The following is an 18,667-nucleotide window of genomic DNA, read 5'->3' as shown; positions in this document are numbered from 1 at the left end:
TGCGGTGCAAGCAAGCACCAAAGCACGTCACGCCGCAAAAGAAGAGCCAAAGTGCAGGAAGTCAGTAAACAGTGAACGATGATGAAGGTGAGGGCGTCGCGATCGCCAATCTGATCGGGGCAGATGGGTGCAGCATTGTTGGTTGGGTGTATAGCTGGACTACAGGCGCGCATGCGGTGATGTGGGGAGTTCATGGGCCCAAGCCGGTATCGGAAATTCGGCCGGATCTCACTGCGGAACAGAAGCAGGAAATCGACTTCGACGGATTGACGCGGATCGGAAGAGACAAGGGCGGATAGGCTCCTTAGCTAGCCGCCAGTTCAGATTTGATGGATAGGGCCCGCCGGCATACCGGACATTGGGGCCGCACGCGGCGAATACGGACTCTGAGCCCAGACTCACCGATGCTGCGGGGCGCGCGAATGTCGGCTTTCGTCCGGCGCGTCGCACCATGATGGAGTTAGTCAGCTTCCACCAAGTCACTCCGGGCATCGCGGATGATCATCCACGACGAATGCAGGAAAAGCCCCGCGATCGCGAACGCGACGATCAGGTCGGGCCATGCACTGCCAAGCCACGCGACCAGCCCGGCGGCGATGACCACGGCGAGGTTGCCGATGGCGTCGTTGCGAGAGAACAGCCAGACGGCTCGCATATTGGCATCACCCTTGCGGTGCTTTAGCAGCGGCAGCACCGCGAGGATGTTTACGATCAGCGCACCTACCGCGAAGGCTCCCATCAACCCGGCTTCTGGCGTGGTCTGGTTGAGGACACGCCAGAGCGTGCTGCCGACAACGCCAAGGCCCAGAAGGCCCAGAAACACGCCTTGGATCATCGCCGACCGCGCCCGCCATGTCAGGCTCCAGCCGATGGCGAGCAGGCCCAGAAACGTGATCGCACCATCGCCCAGAAAATCGAGCGCGTCTGCCTTCAGCGCCTGCGAACCGGACAGGAACCCGCCGAACATTTCGACCACGCCGTATCCGAGATTGAGCGCGACCACGATCCAGAGCGCGCGGCGATAGCTCGGGTCCTTGTAGGCCGGATCGGACGATGTATCGCCGTCCTCGATCTTCTCGAAACCGTAGCCGGTCGCGTCGAGCGCGGGCCGCACTTTCGGCAGATCGCCGTCCGCGATCCGCAATGTCATGATGTGGGTGGCGGCGGACACTTTCACGTCGCCTTCGGCCACGCCCGCAGACCGGGCCGCGCGCTCGATCTCGGCGGCATCTTTCGCGCAGTCCATGCCTTGCACCCGCATTCGGATCGGGGAGGAGGCTGTCGCCAACTTGCTGTTATCGGGCTGGCTCATGTGCGATCCTTTTTGTGGTGGCGGGCGAAAAGGTACGCTGCTAACGTATCAGTGGATAATGATATGACAGCGCAAAACATTCAAGACGATCTTTCGGCACCCGATACACTGGAACTGCGGGCAAAGCTCTTCCGGGGCCTAAGCGATCCCAGCCGTCTGACGATCCTCGATGCGCTGGTGTCGGACGAACGCAACGTGCAGGAAATCGTCGGGCATACGGGTTTGGGTCAGCCCAACGTCTCGAACCATCTGCGCTGTCTGCTGGAATGCGGGCTGGTCAGTCGCCGCAGCAAAGGCCGCTTCGTTCGGTATCGTCTGGCGGACAGGCGGGTCGCCGATCTCATCCGTGATGCAGATCAGCTACTTGCCTCGACAGCCAACGGAGTTGATGCCTGCCAAAGCTATACGGACTAACCGGCGCGACCTGCTGCAATGTCCTATCGGTGCGCCAAACCTGAAGCAGCCATCTGCGCATCCGCAGCGAATGCACCCTTTGTCCGCTGAGCGGTCATTACAAATGCAAGCGACAGTTCCAAGACCAAAAACTAATTTATGAGGTTCGCCCGCAGAGCATTGGCGACCAGCCAGGTATTCGTCTTTACACCATAGCGATCCCTAGCTGTTTTCAGCCGCGCCTTTGCTGCGGAAGCGCTGATATTAAGATGATCTGCCGCCTCATCGACAGTCATGTCATTGGACAAGCATTGCAAAACATCCAATTCCTTGATTGAGAATGCCTGCTGGCGATTGCACGCTGACACGTATCGGTCGAACCAATCCGCGAGCCATGCCATCTCGTCGTCAGTGAGTTCGCGATCATCCCGAGCCACGCTGAACACCGATTTCTTGGTCAAAAACCCTTTGCTGAATATCGCCCCGTAGCTGAGTCCAAACCGACGCGCCTTTTTCATGACACCCGTTGGGTCAGGCAGTTTGATCTCCGACCAACGACGAGATCCGTTTTTCGCAAGACTCCAGAGAAAAGCCGGATCTTTCAGATGGTAGGAGTTTTCATCATATTGGGTTTGCCATTCTTGCGGATAGTTGCTGTGAATGAACTCAGGCCCTTTCCGCGAATGATTGACCATCACGAAATAGCCTTCTGTGCCAATCGAGGAAATGGTTTCAAGCGACTCCTCGAAAAGCTCAGCAGCCGAAAGCGCCTTAACTTCATGCATCTTCATGAATGCCCTCCTGCACGGCCGCGGTCGATTGGAAATTCATACGATAAAATTCTACCTAAACGCGATCCACAAGATGAAGGCCGGATTAACCTTCTGCTCAGAATACGCTTTTTCTTTAAGAATATAGGCTGGTTTTTGCCAAACACCTAACCTGAGGTTAGGTTTGAAATTCAACTCTAACCAGAGGTTTGATTTTCACGGAATCTCCGGCATTTTCGTCGACTTTGCAGCACCACTCCATCAGGTTGCGCAAAAATTGGAGAGCAACATAGCTGCGTGGTTCGATGGGATTTCCAAAGAAAAGAAGAGACAAAGAACTTACGACCGCCAATGCAACAGTACGGCGGCGGCTGCCTTACACGGAGGTGAAGGTTGTCCATCCCAACGACGATCCTAAAGCGCTAATCCCAGAATTTCACCGGCTGAGAAAACGGGTGTTTGTCGAAGACATGGGGTGGCAGGTTCCTTTCGACGAAGATCTCGAGATCGAACAATATGACTGTGCCGAAACCGTTTATCTTATCGCTCACGACACGAAGTTCGGAGGTGTCTTGGGCGGCGCACGTCTTCTGAAAACAACACATGTGTCGGCAGATGAAACCACAAGCTACATGATCCGAGATGCCTATTTCGGCCGCCTACCCGGTATCCCCGCCACCATCTGCCGAGAAACGCCGCCACTCGACGATGATGTCTGGGAGCTGACGAGGATCATCTCGTTCGGTCAGACCAATTTGGGACCAAAAATCCTGCAGGCGGCCAACGATTTTCTAGCCCGTGAAGGGGCACGGACCTGCCTGTTCCTTGGATCACCCGCCTTCATGCGCATGGCGCGATCCATGGGGTTTCAGGCGCGCGCCCTTGGTCCCATTCACAGCAACGAGGACGGGCGGTATCTCGCGTTTTCCTGCGACGTATTCAAACCGCACCCGGGTCCAGTTCACTAAGGAGATATCATATGAACTATTCGCAAATTCATAAACCAATAACCATCAAGGATGTCTATCTGTCCTCGCTCGGCTTTGACACGCATCACTCTGAGAACTTCATCGGGAACGAGACTCTCCTACCACTCGCCATCGAGGGCGAGTTTGCCAAGGTTCTGGAAAATTGGTCCGGGTTTTGTACTGAGATGGCAGATTGGTATCTCGACACATTCTCAGAGGAGCCGATAGTTCTGATCAGCGCACCGACAATCGAGATGTGCGTAAGATATCAAGTCCCTGCTCGCCGAGGTTTCATCCTAAGAACGCTTGGTCGGATCATTGAAGAGATGGGGCCAGAAAGTTTTGTTGGCATCGTCGATTGCAAACACGATCCGCTTGCTGATGACGCACTTGCGGCCCTGGCAAATCACTGGATACATGAATTCGCCCGGGTCGGTCGGATCCCCTACCCTCTAAACGATCAAATCGAAGATTTCTGTTATTCGGTTCCAGAATTGAGCCAAGCACGGCTCGTTAAAGAAACGGGAACTCACCCGAGAACCGACTGACTTCACACCCAGCAACAAGTGGCACAAACGCGAAGAACATCATTCTTCGCGACTGTGAAGAGGTGCCGTCAAAATGGGACAGAAACGATTGCTTGCATATCCCATACGCGAGGGCCTCGTTGCGACGCCAAAGGGTAGCGAGGTGATCTGGCGCGACTACCAGTGGAATTCCGGCGAGATAGAGCGAGCTTGGCTCGTGGATCCGAACTCGATCACCGAGGCGAACGTGACGATCAGACCGTCACCACTCACGACGGGTAACTCGCCCCCTAATAGGCCGACCAGCCCGAATGGTTCATGACGCCCTCGTAGTCGCTGAATTCCATCATGACGGAACGGCTGGAGTGAAACCGCGCTGCACCCGCTGACGGTGACTTTATGGTTTGCCCGTTTTCGGTCTTGAACGTGTCTGGCCAGGGGTCCTTCGAGCGATACCCATTCGAAACAATCCTGCAAAACAGGTTCGTGTGATGGCACGAGCTGACGGACCAGTTCCACCTAAGTTCACCGTCACGGTTTTCATACTGCCGACCATGCCACCAGATCACCCGCGTGCGGCGCAGCCAGGCATAGTCAGGATTGGAAATATCCAATGCCTCAGTCCGACCGGTCCCGCCAAGTGCCGCCGGAGCTGCCGGATATGTACAGGGACCAAACGGCGGCAAAACGGGTTTCGGCGTGATCCGGCGGATCATTTCTGCATATGCAGCCGAACAGACCGCACTCGCTGGAAATCCTCCGGCCATGCAGAGAATGATGGCACAGTCGATATCGTAAGCCTTGGCAGGTTTTGCGGCGGATATTGTCCCTATCAACAACGCAGCCGCTGAAATGGTTCGAATACGCATTTCTGGCACTCCTCAAACAATCTTAGATAGGCGCATTCTCGCTTAAATGTTGTATTGTGCAATATAACATATTGCCAAGCTGTGTCTTTGCGCGCTTTCCTGCCAACTATAGAAGGACTCCCATAGGGGGAGTTCAGTGCCGATCGCAAGAGACCAGATATTGATTACGATTGATGGGGTAAAAGACCTCATCGCATCTGGAATCGCCTTCCGCTGCCGGTACGAGCTTGTCGGGTTCACGGACGATGGCAAACCCCGCTATCAGTGTATCTATCTTCGGGACGCAGAGCCGGAAGCAATTCTCGTCTCGACGCGGATCACGCCCTACGGGCCGGAACCACGCTACTTCAACATCTGGCCGGGACTCTTCAAACATCACCTCGAATTTGGCGATGGTCGGCCTCTCTGTATTGATGGTGACTATAACATTGCCTTCGACGAGCCCGGCGGAAGCGATGCTGTTCGGCCGGGACGGAAGCGTTAGCACCACGCCCGGCTGGGTCTTTCACGACAAGAAATACAATAAGCCGAACATCCATTCTCGCGGCTCGCACGGAACGGTGGAAATACTCAACGCCATTCGCAAGACGTCCGAGCGCCACGCGAACAGCAATACCGTGCGACAAGCCCGACTCTCTGCAGATGGCTGGCACATTCTGTTCAGAGCCCTCATCGAAGCAGAAAGCGCCTACCGCCCAACAGCCACGAGCCCGAAAGGCGCTTACGGCCTGGGCCAGCTCATGCCTGCCACCGCCCGTCAGTTGGGCGTGGACCGCACTGACATGGCGCAGAACCTTGACGGTGCCGCGCGCTATCTTCTGACGCAGCTTGCTGATTTCCAGGACATCGATCTTGCCTTGGCAGCCTACAACGCAGGACCACATCGCGTCAGAGAATACGGCGGTGTTCCACCCTATCGGGAAACCCGTGACTACATCGCGCGCATTCATCGCATCCGCGCACGACTTACTGATGCACTCATTCAGAAAACCGTTCGTGTTTCGACACGAGGCTCAGCCCGACCATCGGTCGTGCTCGGCCTCAAGAGATAGAGCAATCGAGGGATCACTATGAGAAGATCAAACACCAGATATCTACCACCACTCACGGGATGTCTGCTTCTCTGGGCAGCCCCTGCCCACGCCCAGGATCTCTCACCTATTCAATCGATGCTGGAAACGGTCGAGGCCGCGCTAACGGGTCCCATCGGGATCGCTGTCGCTACCCTGGCGGTGATCGGCACGGGTTTCATGTGCATGATGGGCCGTCTGAACTGGGGATGGTTCGCATCGGTCATTATCGGCATTGTATTAATCTTCTCCGCCGGTACCATTGTCGATGGGTTTACCTAGCCCATGGCAGAACGATCCCCCCTCTTCCTGGGACTTGCCAGGCCACCCAAATACCTCGGACTCCCGGTCGGGTATTTGGTGGTTTTGGCCATTGGGGTCGTTCTGCCGTTCATCTGGACCAAATCCCTTGTTTTCTTCCTGATCGGTGGCTTCGCCTACCCCATCCTCTGGGTCATTGCCGACAAGGAACCGCATTTCTTCGAAGTGCTGCGTGTCTCCTATGGAACGGTTCGGGCAACCCGGAACCGGAGCCTGCACGGCGGTGACAGTTATGGCGCTTGATGCGGTCCGATATGCCAAAGCGGGCGCCGCTCTGCGTGCCGCGGATGGTGGCGCGCTGACGCGCGAAAGTCACCTCGCGGAACATCTGCCATTTGTCTCTTTCGCCAGCTCAGACATCATGGTGCTGCGCGAGGGCGATCTGATGGCAACACTCCGCCTCGATGGCCTCAATCCCCTGACCACATCGGATGCCGATCTTGATGCGCTCAAGCGCGCCGTCGCAGCCGTTATCGCACAGACCGGCAATGCTTTTGGTATCTACGTGCATCGCATTGCCGTACCACAAGCTCTGGAGCTGCCACCCATCTCCGGCGCTGGCTTCGCCGCCGAGATTGATCGCCTTTGGCAGGGCCACATCGCCGATCTCGCACCCAAGAAAAAGCAACTCTATCTGAGCATCATCCGCCGGCCCGACCTGGTGGCGCGCCTTCCCCTTCTGAACCTGCTTGGCAAGGGCGGCTGGATCAAGGACCGTTCAGCGCGCGCTCGGGAACTCAACGAGGTCGCCGGGTTTTTCCAAACCGCCCTGAAAGCGGCGCATCCGGTTCGCCTCACGCGTACAGGCGGCGAATGGCTCGGCACCCTCAGCACTTTATTCTCCGGGCAGTTTGCACCGATTGCGCCCCCCGTCTCTCCCCTGCCCCTCTCCTATTGCCTTGGCACCATTCGCACGACATTCGATGGCGACACAGTGGATCTCTCCTGCGCAACAACCGGAGAAACCCGCTTTGGGGCGCTCTTTAGCGTCAAGTCCTACCCCGCCCTGACCGATGTCGCTTTGCTGGACGGGCTTGATCTGCCGCTCGATGTCGTCCTGACCAATTCTTTCACGCCGGTCCCCACAAACATCATGGCCGAGCGCATCCAGCGGATTGTCCGGCAAATGCGCGCCGCCGACGATGCGGCCGTGTCGCTTCGCGATCAGCTCATGGAGGCGGCGGACGATCAGGAAGCCGGGCGCATCGCCTTCGGGGATCATCATCTGTCGATCGCAGTCTACGCGCCGGACCGCGCCACGCTGGAACAGGCGGCGGCCGAGATTAAACGGTTGGGTCAGGAGGTCATGGCCGTGATTGTGCGCGAAAACATGGCCCTGAAGGCCACGTATTTTGCACAAGCCCCTGGCAATTTTGGCTACCGGGCCCGCAAGACACCGATTTCCACGCTCAATTTTGCAGATTTCTCGGCCCTGCACGGCGGCGCCGAAGGGCGTCCAGGCGAACAAAGCCCCTGGGGTGCGCCCATCACCGTGTTTCCTTCCGTCGGATCAAGCGGATACCGGTTCAATTTCCATGAACGCGGGTCTAGCGACTTTGAACCCACTGTCGGGCACACCCTCGTACTCGGGCGAACCGGCAGTGGTAAAACACTCACCACCGCCTTTCTCGCGGCCCAGGCACAGCGTCTTGGGGCGCGGCTCTTCTTTTTCGACAAGGATCGCGGCCTTGAAATGGTCGTGCGTGCCCTGGGCGGGCGCTACAACCAAATTCTCGCCGGCATCCCGACCGGGCTCAATCCACTGCAGACCGAGACCGACGAACGGGGCCGGGCCTGGCTGGTGGACTGGCTGGCCACGTTGCTGTCGCGCGCCGGAGATCTGTCCGGACAACAATCGCGACACATCCAGAACGCGGTTACACAGAACGCCGATGCCGGTGCGTCGCTGCAGAATTTTGCTTCGTTCGAGACGCTGTTTCACTCGCTCGACGACGACGGAGAGTTGCAGGCGCGGGTTGCGGAGTGGGCGCCGGGCGGACGCTTCGGTTGGGTTTATGACGAGCCGCAACACGGTGGAGCGCTCGACGTCTCCGGTGATATCGTCGGCTTTGACATGACCGAGGTCCTCGACATGTCCACCGAGCGCATGGCGGTTCTGTCCTACATCTTCCGGCGCATCGAACGGCTGGTCGAAGACCGTCGTCCGACGCTCATCGTCCTCGATGAAGCCTGGAAGCTACTCGACGATGCCTATTTCGCAACCCGGCTTGAAAATTGGCTGGTCACTTTACGCAAAATGAACTGCGTGGTGGTCATGATGACCCAGTATCCAAGCCAGTTGCGCGACGCACGGGTCGGCAAGACCATCGTGGAAACAGTTCCAACCCAGATCCTCTTTCCCAACGACCGCGCAACCCCCGCCGACTATGAGTTTCTGCGCGTAAATGAAAAAGAAGCCACGCTCCTGACCCAGCCGACTGCCGGTCAGCGCGTCGCTCTGGTCCGATCTGCGGGCGACAGCGTCTTCGTTGATGCGGATCTCACTGCGCTTGGACCTCTGCTGCCTATTCTGGGCGGCGGTCGGTCCGGTGAGGCCCATGTCGCCGCGGATTGGAAAACCAACCCCGAGTTCTGGAGGATCGCATGCGAACACGCCACATCATGACCACGGCAATTCTGTGTCTCGCCGCGTGCGAGAAATACACTGATGCCACCTCGCCCTGTTTTGGCAAGAACGGCGAACCGGTTGTGTCGCGTGCAGCAACGTCCCTTCTGGCTTTTGATGAAGAGCCGCCCGGCAAGGACTGTATCTTTGAACCCATCGGATCAGGGTCATGAAGAAAATGGCAGCACTGTCCTCCCTCCTGATCAGCCTCGCCCAGCCCCCATCGGCACAGGGTGTGCCGACACAGGACACTGCCGGGATCAGCCAGCTCCTGGCACGGCTTACGCGCCTCGGGGAAGACATGAATGTGCAGCGCAACCTTGCAGCACGAGGGGAAACATTGGCATCTCTGCAGTCCGACCAGCTGCGCGCGCTCGACGCGATATCATCTGCCATGACCGGACCCGGTCTCAACATTCGTGCGCTGGAGGGAAATGCGGATTTCCCGGCGGACGAGATTTACCCATCGGACAGCGCGCATCCAATGGACAGTCGGCTCTTCGGTGAAGGTCGCGAGACCGTCGAGATGATGATCGTGCGGGTTGCCGGCGAATATGCAGGTAACCCTGGCGTGCGCCGCGCAGGTCTTTCCGCCACGCAGTGGCGGTGCCTCTTCCAGGCGCTCGTCAAGCAGGAAAGCCGCTTCAGCGTCACCGCGCAAAGTCCGGTGGGCGCCTATGGTTTGACACAGCTGATGCCTGGAACCGCCGCAGACATGGGCGTCGATCGATATGATGTCATGGACAATTTGCGCGGCGGCGCACGTTACATCACGACCCAGCTCAACGCCTTCGGTAACATACCGCATGCGCTGGCGGCCTATAATGCCGGACCCGGCCGGGTCCAGGAATATGGCGGTGTCCCGCCTTTCCCTGAAACCCAGGGCTATGTGCGTAACATTTCCCGGTTCTACAATGAATATCTCGCGGTCGTTGGCGGCGCTGACGCCCTTGGAACGCTGTCGCCATCGGACATGGCGCTCGCCGAATACAGCAATATCTCGGACGCATCGGTCTACTATGCGGCGGACAGCCATGCCACGGCGGAACAGGTCATAAGCCGCCTCGCTGCCATTATCCGGCAGATTGACGAGACCAGGGACGTGAAACGCGCCTTTGAGCTCAACACTTACGCCAAGGCCGAGATCGGGCGCATCCTGACCCTACGCGTCCGGTTGATGGCCGCGAACCGGCAACGCGAAGCAGCCCACGGCCAGCATCTTGCGGCCGACCGTCTCGCGGAACGCGATTTCATGCACATGGGAGTGATCCGATGAAGAAAAAACTCTATGGAACAGCACTCGCCACACTTCTCGCCAGCTCAAACGCCACGGCGCAGGGTGTGCCAACCTTCGACAATTCCCAACTGCGTCAGCTTGTCCTGCAACTCGAGCACATGGCCGAGGATATGAATGTCCAGCTGCAGCAGTTGGCGACAATGCGGAAGGAGCTCGAGACCCAGCTGAACCAGCTTCTCAATCTTGAGGCACAGCTTGATGCCCTGGTCGATGGCAATGAGCTTGGCCAGCTCTTCGCCACTGTCGAGGAGTTCGAGCGGGTGCGCGGCAAGCTCACCGCACCGCTTGCAACAGCTGAGGCGCTGGCAAACGGCGATTTCCTGAGCGGGTTCAAGCCCGGCGCGGAACTTGATGTGGCCGTCAAACGGGTCCTGTCGGGTACGGGGTTCACACAGGAGCGATTGACGTCGCTGTCTGACAGCGGAGAGCCCGCCGACAACCGTATTGCCACCCGAGCCGGGTCAAGTGCGATGCTGTCGGTTGCCGCCCAGGAAAGTCACGAAGAGGCGGGCCAAAGTCTTGAGCGCCTTGAAACGATGGTCGGCATGATCGACGACCAGGAGGGTCTGAAGGCGGCCGTTGATCTCAATACACGAGTGACATCGGAGCTTGGGATCATCCTGACACAGATCTGGCGGCTCGAAGCCGCTGCCGGTGTGAATGGCGGTCAGCTTGGCGTCGTCGACGCAGCTACCCTCGCCGAAGAACGCAAGTTTCGCTCAATGGAGGTGCCGGAATGACCAGGATCAGCAAGTTATTCATCGCCACGGTTTTGACAGCTCTGGGTGCATCAACCGGCATCGCAATGGCGCAAACCGATCACAAGAGTTTCGAAAGCATGGCGCTGCCTGACGAAGATCAAATCGCATGCAAGGTACCCAGGCCGCCACGTGATCTCGCGGAAACCGCCTATGTTCGGAATGGCTATCGCGCGATCCTGAGGATCATGGCGGCTGAAAAATGGCAGGAGACCGGTTCTTGCAAATGCTTTCTCACCGAGATCACTTGGGAAGAAGTGATCGATTCTGGTCAAAAATATATAACTTCAAGCGATCCCAAACGTCCCTTCAACACATCTGAGCTTCGTCTTTTAGCGGATGCAAAACTGGCCGAGCGAGACAAGGCCTGTGCCAACTGATGGGCATCATTCGAGATATCCTGGCGCAGGTAGATAATGCCATCGACTCCGTTGCGGAATCCGGTTTTGCCGACGGAGCAGCAGTCGTAGGTGACGTCCTAACCGCTGGTGGCATCTTGTTGCTGATCATTCTTGGCATTGCTGTTGTAATGCAGTTGAGACCGATGACCTTCGGAAGCGCGTTCGCGTTTGGGCTCAAGTTTAGTCTGATTTCGATCTTTGCTCAGAGTTGGGACAGCTTTGGTGTAATCTACCGGATTGCCGTCGACGTACCCGATAGTATCGGAGCAGCAATTCTTGATCTCACAGACACAGGTGACGAAGCCGGCATCTATGAAAGCCTCGACCGCATGGTGCATCGGATCACCGCCTATGGAGATGCAATTGGTGATCGCGCCGGGTGGGTCTTTGGCGCTGTATTGGGCGCAACTTTCTTTGTGCTCTCCGCTGTTTTTGCGGCCGTGACCGCGGGCATCATCGCCTATGCTCGGATCGTATTCACGCTGATGATCGTGATCGCGCCGTTCATGATCCTGACCTCGCTTTTCAAGCCCACGCAATCACTCTTTGAAGCCTGGACACGCGCCACGATCGGCTACGCTCTGATGCCGGTCGCCGCGGCAGGAGCCGCCGGGATCATCGTCTCGATTGCCTCGGCTATCGGTGACGCCTCAGCAGATCCAGACAGCGTCGAGACCGTAAGCCTCATCCTGCCCTTTCTGGTTATCCTCATTCTCTCGGCCGGGATCATGGCCGCCGTTCCCTTCATCGCCTCCAACCTGACCGGTGTCATGGGGATCGCCTCCAACGCCATCGGCCTCACCGGGCTTGCACGCCAGGGCTTTGTCAATGTCGGGCAATACGGGACTGGCGGTGCCGGACGGCTCATGACCGGTCGCACACCTTTTGAGCTGCGCCGCGACATCAGCGGAGCGGCCACGAAGGGCAATGAGTTGATCCGGCGGTCTCCGGGCGCGCTTCTTGCTGTCACCAAATCCTTCAGACGATCATGACCCGGCCCGTGTTCGATCAGGATGCTTTTGAAGCAGATTTCATCTTCGGGCCGAAAAGACGGGAACGATGGGCCTATGCCGTGGCTGCCGCCGGTGTTGTGATCGGCCTGACAGGTTTCGTGGGTGCGGTCTCGCTCTTTCCATTGAAAACCGTCGAGACCTTCGTGGTCGTTGTCGACAAGCAAACCGGCGAGATGGACCGGGTTGCGGCGGTCGAAGCCCTCTCCCTGGGTGAGAGCGATGCGATCATCCAGGCCAATCTTGTCGCCTATGTCGACGATCGCGAAACCTATGATCTCACCGATGGTGAAGAACGGATCAACTCGGTGCTGCAGCGCTCGGACGCAGATGCCGCAAGAACCCTTCGCGATCTCTGGTCGTCAACGAACGACGACTATCCCATCTCAGTCTATGGTAGAGATGCCAAGATCGACATCGTCATCCGGTCCGTGAACCAGATCGAACCTGGCGTAGCCCAGGTCCGCTTCACCAAAACCCTGCGCAAACCGCGCGATAACCGCACTGTGACACGGCCCTACGTGGCCACCGTTGGCTACGAGTTTCGACCGGAAACCCGACAACGCCTGCAGCAAGTCTGGGCCAACCCACTGGGCTTTGTCGTGACATCTTATCGCGTCGATGCCGAAACGCTGGAGGACTGAACCATGCTGCTCCGCCCTGCCCTGCTCATCTGTTGCGCGCTTGCCTTCCCGGATACCGCTCGCGCAGAAGCTACGCCACAAGGTGGCCCGAAAGACATTCGCATTCGTTACGCCGCATATGATGTCGAGCAAGTCTTCCGGATCGAAACCGACCTGCGCCACGCCACCACCATTCAGTTTGGCCCCGGCGAACGTTTTGACGCGGTCATCGTCGGCGATACTGAGAGTTTCCAGGTCGATCCGATCCCGGAACTGGGCAACGTTCTGACCATCAAGCCACATGTTCAGAGCGCGTCGACCAACATGACGGTTATTACCAATCGGCGCAGCTACAATTTTCATCTGCGTGAAGGGTCTATCCCGGGGCGCAGAGGCACGTTTTTCGAAGTACGCTTTCGCTATCCCGAAGATGAACGCCGCAAACGTCAAGCTGGCGCCAAGCCCAAGGGATTCAACGCACCGCAAAACCACAATTACAAGATCTCGGGAAAAAGCGATTTCCGACCCGTATCAGTCCATGATGATGGCCGCTTCACCTATTTCACCTTCCCCACAAGCGGCCGCCAGCCCGCGATCTTCAAGGCCGACGACCAGGGGCGCGAACGCACGGTCAACTGGACCCAGCAAGGCAACACGGTTCGTGTTTCCGGCGTGAATACCTTCTGGACATTGCGCCTCGGCGAAGATGCTCTCTGCATCTATCGCGACACCGCGGCCATCTATGTGAGCAACTGAGCCATGAGCGAGGATCCTGATCTCCAGAAACGCCTCGACACATTCAGCGGGTCGCGCCACTCTACTGCACGCTCCAGATTTGGCGTCACGGCTCTGGCACTAGCCCTTGGGCTCGGCGGTGCCAGCGTCGCCTACTTTCTGGCAAGCGACTGGCGGGGTGATCAGGACGGTCTTCAAACTTCTGATGTCGAGCCGTTTCAGAATGACCGCCTGCGCTCCGGTGGACGTCTGGAATTCCCCGAACACGAAACCAATCAACGCGTGACCGACGCCCTGATCGCCGTGGACAATGCCCTGGATGTTCCTGCCCCTGCCCCTCCAATACCGGAAACAGGTTCAGATGTTCTGAATGAGATCCAACGCTTGCGAGAGGCCCTTTCGGCCAGCCAGTCGGAGCGCAATGCCGAGATTGAGAACGCGGTCGCGGAACTGCGTAATGCTTTCAAAGACCAGACCAACGCGCTTGAGGCGACCATAACCGAGCGGGAACAGCAAATTGCACGCGCAAAGCGCGATGCCGAGACCCGCCTGAACTCAATACAGAGCCTTCTCGATGCCGAGCGCGCACAACGCGAGGCCCTGGAATCCGAGCGCACAAATGATGCCCTGATCCGGGACCAGAGACTGCTGGAAGAACGACGCCGCCAGGAAGAGGAACAGAAAAGACGCGAAGCTGAACAAAAAGCCGCCGATCTAATGACGGCTCAGATCAAATCACCGGCCGTGGTCTTTGCCGCCGGCGCAAAGTCGCACGCCACTAACAGCGCTCCTAGACATTCCAATCCTGCAACAGATCCCAATGTCCCGTTAGATGAAAACGAAACTTACCTGCGCACTGCCGCCCGACCGCTCGAGATCGATGAGGCCGCTCGCATGGACCAACCGGAACGCACCCTGGCACAAGGATCCGTCATCCAGGCCGCACTTCAGACGGCCATCAATAGCGATCTTCCTGGGAACGTCGTTGCGGTCGTCACGGAGCCCGTACATGCGTTTTCCGGTGACGCCGTATTGATCCCAAGGGGATCGCGGCTCTTCGGCCAATACAGATCAGGTATTGAAACCAATCAGAAACGTATTCTCGTCCTTTGGACACGCATTCTGACACCGGACGGTACGTCGATGCAGATCGCCTCTGTCGGTGGCGACCAACTGGGTCGGTCCGGACTGACTGGGTTGGTCGACACCAAGTTCGATGAACGGTTTGGTGGAGCTGCGCTGATTTCCATCATCGGCGCCGCACCCGCTGTGGCCGCGAGTTCAGTTCAGGACGACGTGACACGAGACGTGCTGGAGGAAATCGGATCCGATCTCGAAAACGCAACGAGCTCGGTCATTGCCGAACAGGTATCGATCTCACCCACGATCTATGTAGACCAGGGCGCGATGGTGACCGTGCTCGTGGACCGGGACATCGTGATCTATGGCGATCCTGGTTAGCAATGAACCGGTTTGCGCTGTCTCTCGCCTGTGGCTCGAACGCAAAACCCGGCACTTAGATGTTTCAGAAAACCAGGATCACCTCATTGAACAAACCAATTCTCCCAGCAACGTATCTCGAACAGTATCTCAATCCGTTTCGTGACCTCATCACGCGTGACGATATTGTTGAGTTGGCTATCAACGCCGACGGGCACGTCTGGATTGAGCGGCAAGGTGCAGCGTGGATGGAGCCAACTGGTGCTGCGATTCAGCCCGGGGCAGCTGCGAACCTCGCCGCCACGCTTGTGGGAGATGCCAAAGCTAAGTTATCTGAGAAGACACCGCTCGTTTCCGGCAAGATCGAATACCGCGGCAGACCGCTGCGCGTACAGGTCGTAGCCCCCCCTGCGGTCGAATGTGGGGCGGCGATTTCTGTTCGACTGTTTGGTTCGACATCGCTGGAACAATACCGCCCCGATTATCTGTTCGGTGAGCCCGTTTCCCTCGACCAGATACGTGTCAGGAAACTGGAGCAGGTGTCAAAGCTGGCTAAAACTGATCTTCACGCCGCTTTGACGCTGCTGGTCGACGATCGACTGAACCTTTTGATCAGCGGTGGCACATCGACGGGGAAGACGACATTCGCCAGATACCTTCTCGGCCATGTGAACCAGGCTGAGCGTGTTGTCACAATTGAAGATGCCTTTGAGCTGTTTCCATCCCAGCCAAATGCCGTTTGTCTGCTCGCTGAGCGATCACCATCGTCCCATCGTTCGACAAACGCATTGCTTCAGGCGTCGCTTCGCATGCGACCAGACCGGATAGTTGTCGGAGAGTTGCGTGGGCCGGAAGCATTGACTTATCTCGAGGCCATCAACACCGGTCACGGTGGGTCCGTGACGACAATTCATGCAGAAACAGCGGAGCTGGCGATCGACCGCCTCGCGATCATGGTCCTTCAGGCAGGCACACCACTCACATTTGAGGAGGTCCAAGCCTATATCCGCAAGTCCATCGATGTCATCGTACAGCTTGGGCGTTCAGAAGGACGGCGAGGGGTCTCCGAAGTCTTGGTTGTAGCGGGTGATTGAAGACGTCTGAGTTGAATTGTAGCTGCTGAAGAACAGAAGCCGAATTTGTGGCCTGTCTGTAACGCGTACATCAATCTACTCGATTAACTAGATGTCCGCTATGCGGACGAAGCAGACATTCATCATTCAAGTTGGGGAAACCTGAGCTACCCAAATTCATTTTCTAAATAGACGTGCAAGAAGCCCTCTTCTTTGAGGCTCGTAATGTTTTTCAATTACCGTATCCAGATAATTTTGGAATTTTTGCCTGCCCTCATCAGGGTCGGCTGATTGATTAAGCCATTTTGTCGTCGAAACGTCCAATACCTTCCAGTCGGTTTCAGCTATCAATTGCATAACCGCTGGCGTTGCATCACCTCTGGAATGGATTGAAAAGGTATTAACCTGCTCCTTAGCCCCAAGCGAAAATTCAAATGAGAAGGTCGCTCCGACTAAGACTCCCCATCTCGGGTCAGACCAATCCGTATCGGGAAAAGCTCTCGAAATAGCTTGCCGCACATCAGGCTGGGCTCCGATATCTGCTGCTTCCCAGCCATCTTCGAAACTGGCGATGCCGCTTTGGTCAGAATTGATCGGTGTGTCAGCAGAAAAGACGATTAAATCCCAGCTCACTTGGCTCCCCCCCAAAAAACTCCAACAACTTTATGATCTACATATGAATTAAAGATTGAGCAAAATGAATGTCAAATTTGGGCTCATACCGGACATCTGAAGAAGATAGGTGGTTAGTTTTGCATCAGAAGCAGTTAGTTTCCGCTTCAATGGCAAGCTGTGACGTGGATCACACCAAACTTCTGACAAGCAGGATAAAACTCCGAACAAGTACTGCGACTAGAGTAACGCCTAAGCATAGTGCCTGCTTTTGAGAGCGGACGGTACGGGGTGAAAAACGGAAGGATTAGTCTGCTGTACGCAAGCAAAGAAACTATGCTATTGAAATTTATTTTAATTTTAGAGGTATGACTAATGAGATTTCTAAAAATCGATGCACCCCGGAGAATCGGTCAACTACTTACAACATTTGTCATCCTGTCTTTCAGTTGTCTCGCCGGAGCTGCTGTAGCTGCAACAGTCAGCTTAGACTTTGAAGGTCAGGGGCGTTTGCTCCCATTGGGCAATGCCGAGCAGACATTTACTCGAAAACTTGGAAGCGACGTTGACTTTATCCAATTTCGCGACAGTACAACCGTCAACACTGGAACTGTCAGTTCGAACGTCACAACTGATATCGCGTTCGATTTTAAATCCTCAATCGCTCTGCGCGATGCAGACAAAACCCAGATAAAATTCAAACTGAGTAATATGGACGCCAGCTATCAGACAATTATGTCTTACCGCGAAAAGAAGGACGTTGTGTTTCGCTGGAATCCAATCAACATACCTATTGGTCCCAATATCCGGGGCGGCAGCCAGAGAGAGACCATCTTGGATGAAGGGGGCTCCCTGCGAACTCAGGCTACCGGTACAAATCTTTCGTTCCTGTCGCCAGGCCCTGTCGTTCCAACTCTTTCCGACACTGACGACATCACATTTAATACTCCGCTGGTCCCGGTCCCCAACAATATTCAATTCCTGTCGTTTGCGACAAGCGCGACCGTAACTGGTATTCATGAGTCGAACCTATTTCTTGGCCAACTTTCCGGGAAGTTGGTCGCTACTCACCGCGTCACTGGCCTTATGCGCGAGCAGAATTTTGCGCTTAGAAACGGCGAGGTGTTAGTCGATTTTGATTTGGCTGAAACTGGGACTTGGGACCTTGTTTTTGAAAGCCTTGATATCGAGAACGTGCTGTTTTCAGACCTTAAATCGCGTGCAATCCAACGTGCCGCTGTCTATTCAGAGATACCAGGAGTCGGCCTTTTCGGCGGCGGCTGCCGCGACCCGTTCAATAAGAACGACAATCCCACGTTCGGATGCTTTTTTGAAGCTGGTGCGGAATTCCTGAATGTGGAATTGGAGTACTTCGACAATGCACCCAGTCGTATCAATTATGCGCTGACACAAGGTGGTAGTATTGGATCCATCACTGTCGGAAAACCTGCTATTGCGCCAGTACCACTGCCTGCGGGCTTCCCACTGTATCTCGTCGGTCTTGGAGCCCTGGCTCTGCTCCGTCGGGGAAAGCGCATCGAATGAAGTACGCAAATGTGGATTTTCGCCGCATGTGGTATCATTCTCCGGTTTTTCCCGCCTCATAACGGTCGCGGATTCAAAATCACAAGGGTATCGAAGCGATTGATGGCAAGTCGCCTCTGCAGGTGCTTGCATCTGAACAACAGGGGCGAGACATCGTCCGAAGCATGTTGATGAGAACGTTCTGGGTTATGTCAGCTTTGGGCTGATTTTGTTGAAAAACTCTTCCTTGATTGGTGCATGAACTGCTGATTCAATTCTCTCAACGAGCGGGAGAATGAGCCATGATGGGACCGAAGCAGGAAGCGCAGGCGGCGCTG

At 56.4% G+C, this 18,667-nt stretch carries 22 protein-coding genes; 18 read left to right on the top strand and 4 right to left on the bottom strand.

Going from position 1 to position 18,667, the window contains the following annotated elements; translation table 11 throughout:
• Window positions 1-71 precede the first annotated feature (71 nt).
• Window positions 72-299 (top strand): hypothetical protein, encoded by a 228-nt coding sequence (locus AAFO92_RS14750; protein ID WP_347536426.1) that lies wholly within the window; start codon window positions 72-74, stop codon window positions 297-299.
• 161 nt (window positions 300-460) lie between these two features.
• On the opposite strand, the gene AAFO92_RS14745 is transcribed toward AAFO92_RS14750, so the two are convergent.
• Window positions 461-1,312 carry a cation diffusion facilitator family transporter gene (locus AAFO92_RS14745; protein WP_007803328.1) on the bottom strand — a complete coding sequence of 284 codons (852 nt, stop codon included), beginning with the start codon at window positions 1,310-1,312 and terminating at the stop codon, window positions 461-463.
• A gap of 63 nt (window positions 1,313-1,375) precedes the next feature.
• Between AAFO92_RS14745 and AAFO92_RS14740 the strand changes: the two genes are divergently transcribed.
• Complete coding sequence (locus AAFO92_RS14740; protein WP_007803330.1) at window positions 1,376-1,726, top strand: metalloregulator ArsR/SmtB family transcription factor; 351 nt, start codon at window positions 1,376-1,378, stop codon at window positions 1,724-1,726.
• A gap of 131 nt (window positions 1,727-1,857) precedes the next feature.
• Here the strand turns inward: AAFO92_RS14740 and AAFO92_RS14735 are convergent, their stop codons facing one another.
• On the bottom strand, window positions 1,858-2,496 hold the full coding sequence (locus AAFO92_RS14735; RefSeq protein WP_347536422.1) for an autoinducer binding domain-containing protein: 639 nt from the start codon (window positions 2,494-2,496) through the stop codon (window positions 1,858-1,860).
• Between the two features lie 284 nt (window positions 2,497-2,780).
• On the opposite strand from AAFO92_RS14735, the gene AAFO92_RS14730 reads away from it, so the two are divergent.
• Together AAFO92_RS14730 and AAFO92_RS14725 are read left to right on the top strand one after the other, a co-directional pair.
• The gene (locus AAFO92_RS14730; RefSeq protein ID WP_347536420.1) at window positions 2,781-3,443 is read left to right on the top strand and encodes an acyl-homoserine-lactone synthase; all 663 of its coding nucleotides are present in this window, start codon (window positions 2,781-2,783) and stop codon (window positions 3,441-3,443) included.
• A gap of 11 nt (window positions 3,444-3,454) precedes the next feature.
• Window positions 3,455-3,991 (top strand): hypothetical protein, encoded by a 537-nt coding sequence (locus AAFO92_RS14725; protein WP_347536418.1) that lies wholly within the window; start codon window positions 3,455-3,457, stop codon window positions 3,989-3,991.
• A 269-nt stretch (window positions 3,992-4,260) separates the two neighbouring features.
• Here AAFO92_RS14725 and AAFO92_RS14720 read toward each other — a convergent pair whose 3' ends face one another.
• Window positions 4,261-4,839, bottom strand: a complete 579-nt coding sequence (locus AAFO92_RS14720) for a hypothetical protein (RefSeq protein ID WP_347536416.1) — start codon at window positions 4,837-4,839, stop codon at window positions 4,261-4,263.
• A 136-nt stretch (window positions 4,840-4,975) separates the two neighbouring features.
• Here AAFO92_RS14720 and AAFO92_RS14715 point away from each other — a divergent pair, with 136 nt between their 5' ends.
• From AAFO92_RS14715 to AAFO92_RS14655, 13 genes are all read left to right on the top strand, one after another.
• Complete coding sequence (locus AAFO92_RS14715) at window positions 4,976-5,323, top strand: hypothetical protein (RefSeq protein ID WP_347536414.1); 348 nt, start codon at window positions 4,976-4,978, stop codon at window positions 5,321-5,323.
• Complete coding sequence (locus AAFO92_RS14710) at window positions 5,295-5,891, top strand: lytic transglycosylase domain-containing protein (RefSeq protein WP_347536412.1); 597 nt, start codon at window positions 5,295-5,297, stop codon at window positions 5,889-5,891. The genes AAFO92_RS14715 and AAFO92_RS14710 overlap by 29 nt, the downstream gene beginning before the upstream one ends.
• A gap of 18 nt (window positions 5,892-5,909) precedes the next feature.
• A complete protein-coding gene (locus tag AAFO92_RS14705) occupies window positions 5,910-6,191 on the top strand; it encodes a TrbC/VirB2 family protein (RefSeq protein ID WP_347536410.1) in 282 nt (93 codons plus the stop codon).
• 3 nt (window positions 6,192-6,194) lie between these two features.
• A complete protein-coding gene (locus AAFO92_RS14700; RefSeq protein ID WP_347536408.1) occupies window positions 6,195-6,473 on the top strand; it encodes a VirB3 family type IV secretion system protein in 279 nt (92 codons plus the stop codon).
• A 118-nt stretch (window positions 6,474-6,591) separates the two neighbouring features.
• Complete coding sequence (locus AAFO92_RS14695; protein ID WP_347536846.1) at window positions 6,592-8,856, top strand: type IV secretion system protein B4; 2,265 nt, start codon at window positions 6,592-6,594, stop codon at window positions 8,854-8,856.
• 169 nt (window positions 8,857-9,025) lie between these two features.
• Window positions 9,026-10,132, top strand: a complete 1,107-nt coding sequence (locus tag AAFO92_RS14690) for a lytic transglycosylase domain-containing protein (protein WP_347536407.1) — start codon at window positions 9,026-9,028, stop codon at window positions 10,130-10,132.
• The gene (locus tag AAFO92_RS14685) at window positions 10,129-10,893 is read left to right on the top strand and encodes a type IV secretion system protein (protein ID WP_347536405.1); all 765 of its coding nucleotides are present in this window, start codon (window positions 10,129-10,131) and stop codon (window positions 10,891-10,893) included. Before AAFO92_RS14690 ends, AAFO92_RS14685 begins: the two co-directional genes overlap by 4 nt.
• A complete protein-coding gene (locus tag AAFO92_RS14680; protein WP_347536403.1) occupies window positions 10,890-11,291 on the top strand; it encodes a hypothetical protein in 402 nt (133 codons plus the stop codon). Before AAFO92_RS14685 ends, AAFO92_RS14680 begins: the two co-directional genes overlap by 4 nt.
• Window positions 11,291-12,304, top strand: coding sequence for a type IV secretion system protein (locus AAFO92_RS14675; protein ID WP_347536401.1), 1,014 nt, complete (start codon window positions 11,291-11,293; stop codon window positions 12,302-12,304). The genes AAFO92_RS14680 and AAFO92_RS14675 overlap by 1 nt, the downstream gene beginning before the upstream one ends.
• A complete protein-coding gene (locus tag AAFO92_RS14670) occupies window positions 12,301-12,966 on the top strand; it encodes a type IV secretion system protein (protein WP_347536399.1) in 666 nt (221 codons plus the stop codon). Before AAFO92_RS14675 ends, AAFO92_RS14670 begins: the two co-directional genes overlap by 4 nt.
• Before the next feature lie 3 nt (window positions 12,967-12,969).
• Window positions 12,970-13,701, top strand: a complete 732-nt coding sequence (locus AAFO92_RS14665) for a TrbG/VirB9 family P-type conjugative transfer protein (protein ID WP_347536397.1) — start codon at window positions 12,970-12,972, stop codon at window positions 13,699-13,701.
• A 3-nt stretch (window positions 13,702-13,704) separates the two neighbouring features.
• Window positions 13,705-15,141, top strand: a complete 1,437-nt coding sequence (locus AAFO92_RS14660) for a TrbI/VirB10 family protein (protein WP_347536395.1) — start codon at window positions 13,705-13,707, stop codon at window positions 15,139-15,141.
• 86 nt (window positions 15,142-15,227) lie between these two features.
• Complete coding sequence (locus AAFO92_RS14655) at window positions 15,228-16,214, top strand: ATPase, T2SS/T4P/T4SS family (protein ID WP_347536393.1); 987 nt, start codon at window positions 15,228-15,230, stop codon at window positions 16,212-16,214.
• A 156-nt stretch (window positions 16,215-16,370) separates the two neighbouring features.
• Here AAFO92_RS14655 and AAFO92_RS14650 read toward each other — a convergent pair whose 3' ends face one another.
• The gene (locus AAFO92_RS14650) at window positions 16,371-16,826 is read right to left on the bottom strand and encodes a hypothetical protein (RefSeq protein ID WP_347536391.1); all 456 of its coding nucleotides are present in this window, start codon (window positions 16,824-16,826) and stop codon (window positions 16,371-16,373) included.
• Between the two features lie 354 nt (window positions 16,827-17,180).
• Between AAFO92_RS14650 and AAFO92_RS14645 the strand changes: the two genes are divergently transcribed.
• A complete protein-coding gene (locus tag AAFO92_RS14645) occupies window positions 17,181-18,350 on the top strand; it encodes a hypothetical protein (protein ID WP_347536389.1) in 1,170 nt (389 codons plus the stop codon).
• Window positions 18,351-18,667 lie beyond the last annotated feature (317 nt).

Source organism: Roseovarius sp. CAU 1744, assembly GCF_039839345.1.
GTDB lineage: Bacteria > Pseudomonadota > Alphaproteobacteria > Rhodobacterales > Rhodobacteraceae > Roseovarius.
Note: the sequence above shows the minus strand (reverse complement) of the source record. Positions and strands in the feature narration are given on the sequence as shown.

Bases quoted from the DNA above. Each gene is read 5' to 3' on its own strand.
- AAFO92_RS14745 (WP_007803328.1), bottom strand. From the start codon at position 1,312: ATGAGCCAGCCCGATAACAGCAAGTTGGCGACAGCCTCCTCCCCGATC.
- AAFO92_RS14740 (WP_007803330.1), top strand. From the start codon at position 1,376: ATGACAGCGCAAAACATTCAAGACGATCTTTCGGCACCCGATACACTG.
- AAFO92_RS14735 (WP_347536422.1), bottom strand. From the start codon at position 2,496: ATGAAGATGCATGAAGTTAAGGCGCTTTCGGCTGCTGAGCTTTTCGAG.
- AAFO92_RS14730 (WP_347536420.1), top strand. From the start codon at position 2,781: ATGGGATTTCCAAAGAAAAGAAGAGACAAAGAACTTACGACCGCCAAT.
- AAFO92_RS14725 (WP_347536418.1), top strand. From the start codon at position 3,455: ATGAACTATTCGCAAATTCATAAACCAATAACCATCAAGGATGTCTAT.
- AAFO92_RS14720 (WP_347536416.1), bottom strand. From the start codon at position 4,839: ATGCGTATTCGAACCATTTCAGCGGCTGCGTTGTTGATAGGGACAATA.
- AAFO92_RS14710 (WP_347536412.1), top strand. From the start codon at position 5,295: ATGCTGTTCGGCCGGGACGGAAGCGTTAGCACCACGCCCGGCTGGGTC.
- AAFO92_RS14705 (WP_347536410.1), top strand. From the start codon at position 5,910: ATGAGAAGATCAAACACCAGATATCTACCACCACTCACGGGATGTCTG.
- AAFO92_RS14700 (WP_347536408.1), top strand. From the start codon at position 6,195: ATGGCAGAACGATCCCCCCTCTTCCTGGGACTTGCCAGGCCACCCAAA.
- AAFO92_RS14695 (WP_347536846.1), top strand. From the start codon at position 6,592: ATGGTGCTGCGCGAGGGCGATCTGATGGCAACACTCCGCCTCGATGGC.
- AAFO92_RS14690 (WP_347536407.1), top strand. From the start codon at position 9,026: ATGAAGAAAATGGCAGCACTGTCCTCCCTCCTGATCAGCCTCGCCCAG.
- AAFO92_RS14685 (WP_347536405.1), top strand. From the start codon at position 10,129: ATGAAGAAAAAACTCTATGGAACAGCACTCGCCACACTTCTCGCCAGC.
- AAFO92_RS14680 (WP_347536403.1), top strand. From the start codon at position 10,890: ATGACCAGGATCAGCAAGTTATTCATCGCCACGGTTTTGACAGCTCTG.
- AAFO92_RS14675 (WP_347536401.1), top strand. From the start codon at position 11,291: ATGGGCATCATTCGAGATATCCTGGCGCAGGTAGATAATGCCATCGAC.
- AAFO92_RS14670 (WP_347536399.1), top strand. From the start codon at position 12,301: ATGACCCGGCCCGTGTTCGATCAGGATGCTTTTGAAGCAGATTTCATC.
- AAFO92_RS14665 (WP_347536397.1), top strand. From the start codon at position 12,970: ATGCTGCTCCGCCCTGCCCTGCTCATCTGTTGCGCGCTTGCCTTCCCG.
- AAFO92_RS14660 (WP_347536395.1), top strand. From the start codon at position 13,705: ATGAGCGAGGATCCTGATCTCCAGAAACGCCTCGACACATTCAGCGGG.
- AAFO92_RS14645 (WP_347536389.1), top strand. From the start codon at position 17,181: ATGAGATTTCTAAAAATCGATGCACCCCGGAGAATCGGTCAACTACTT.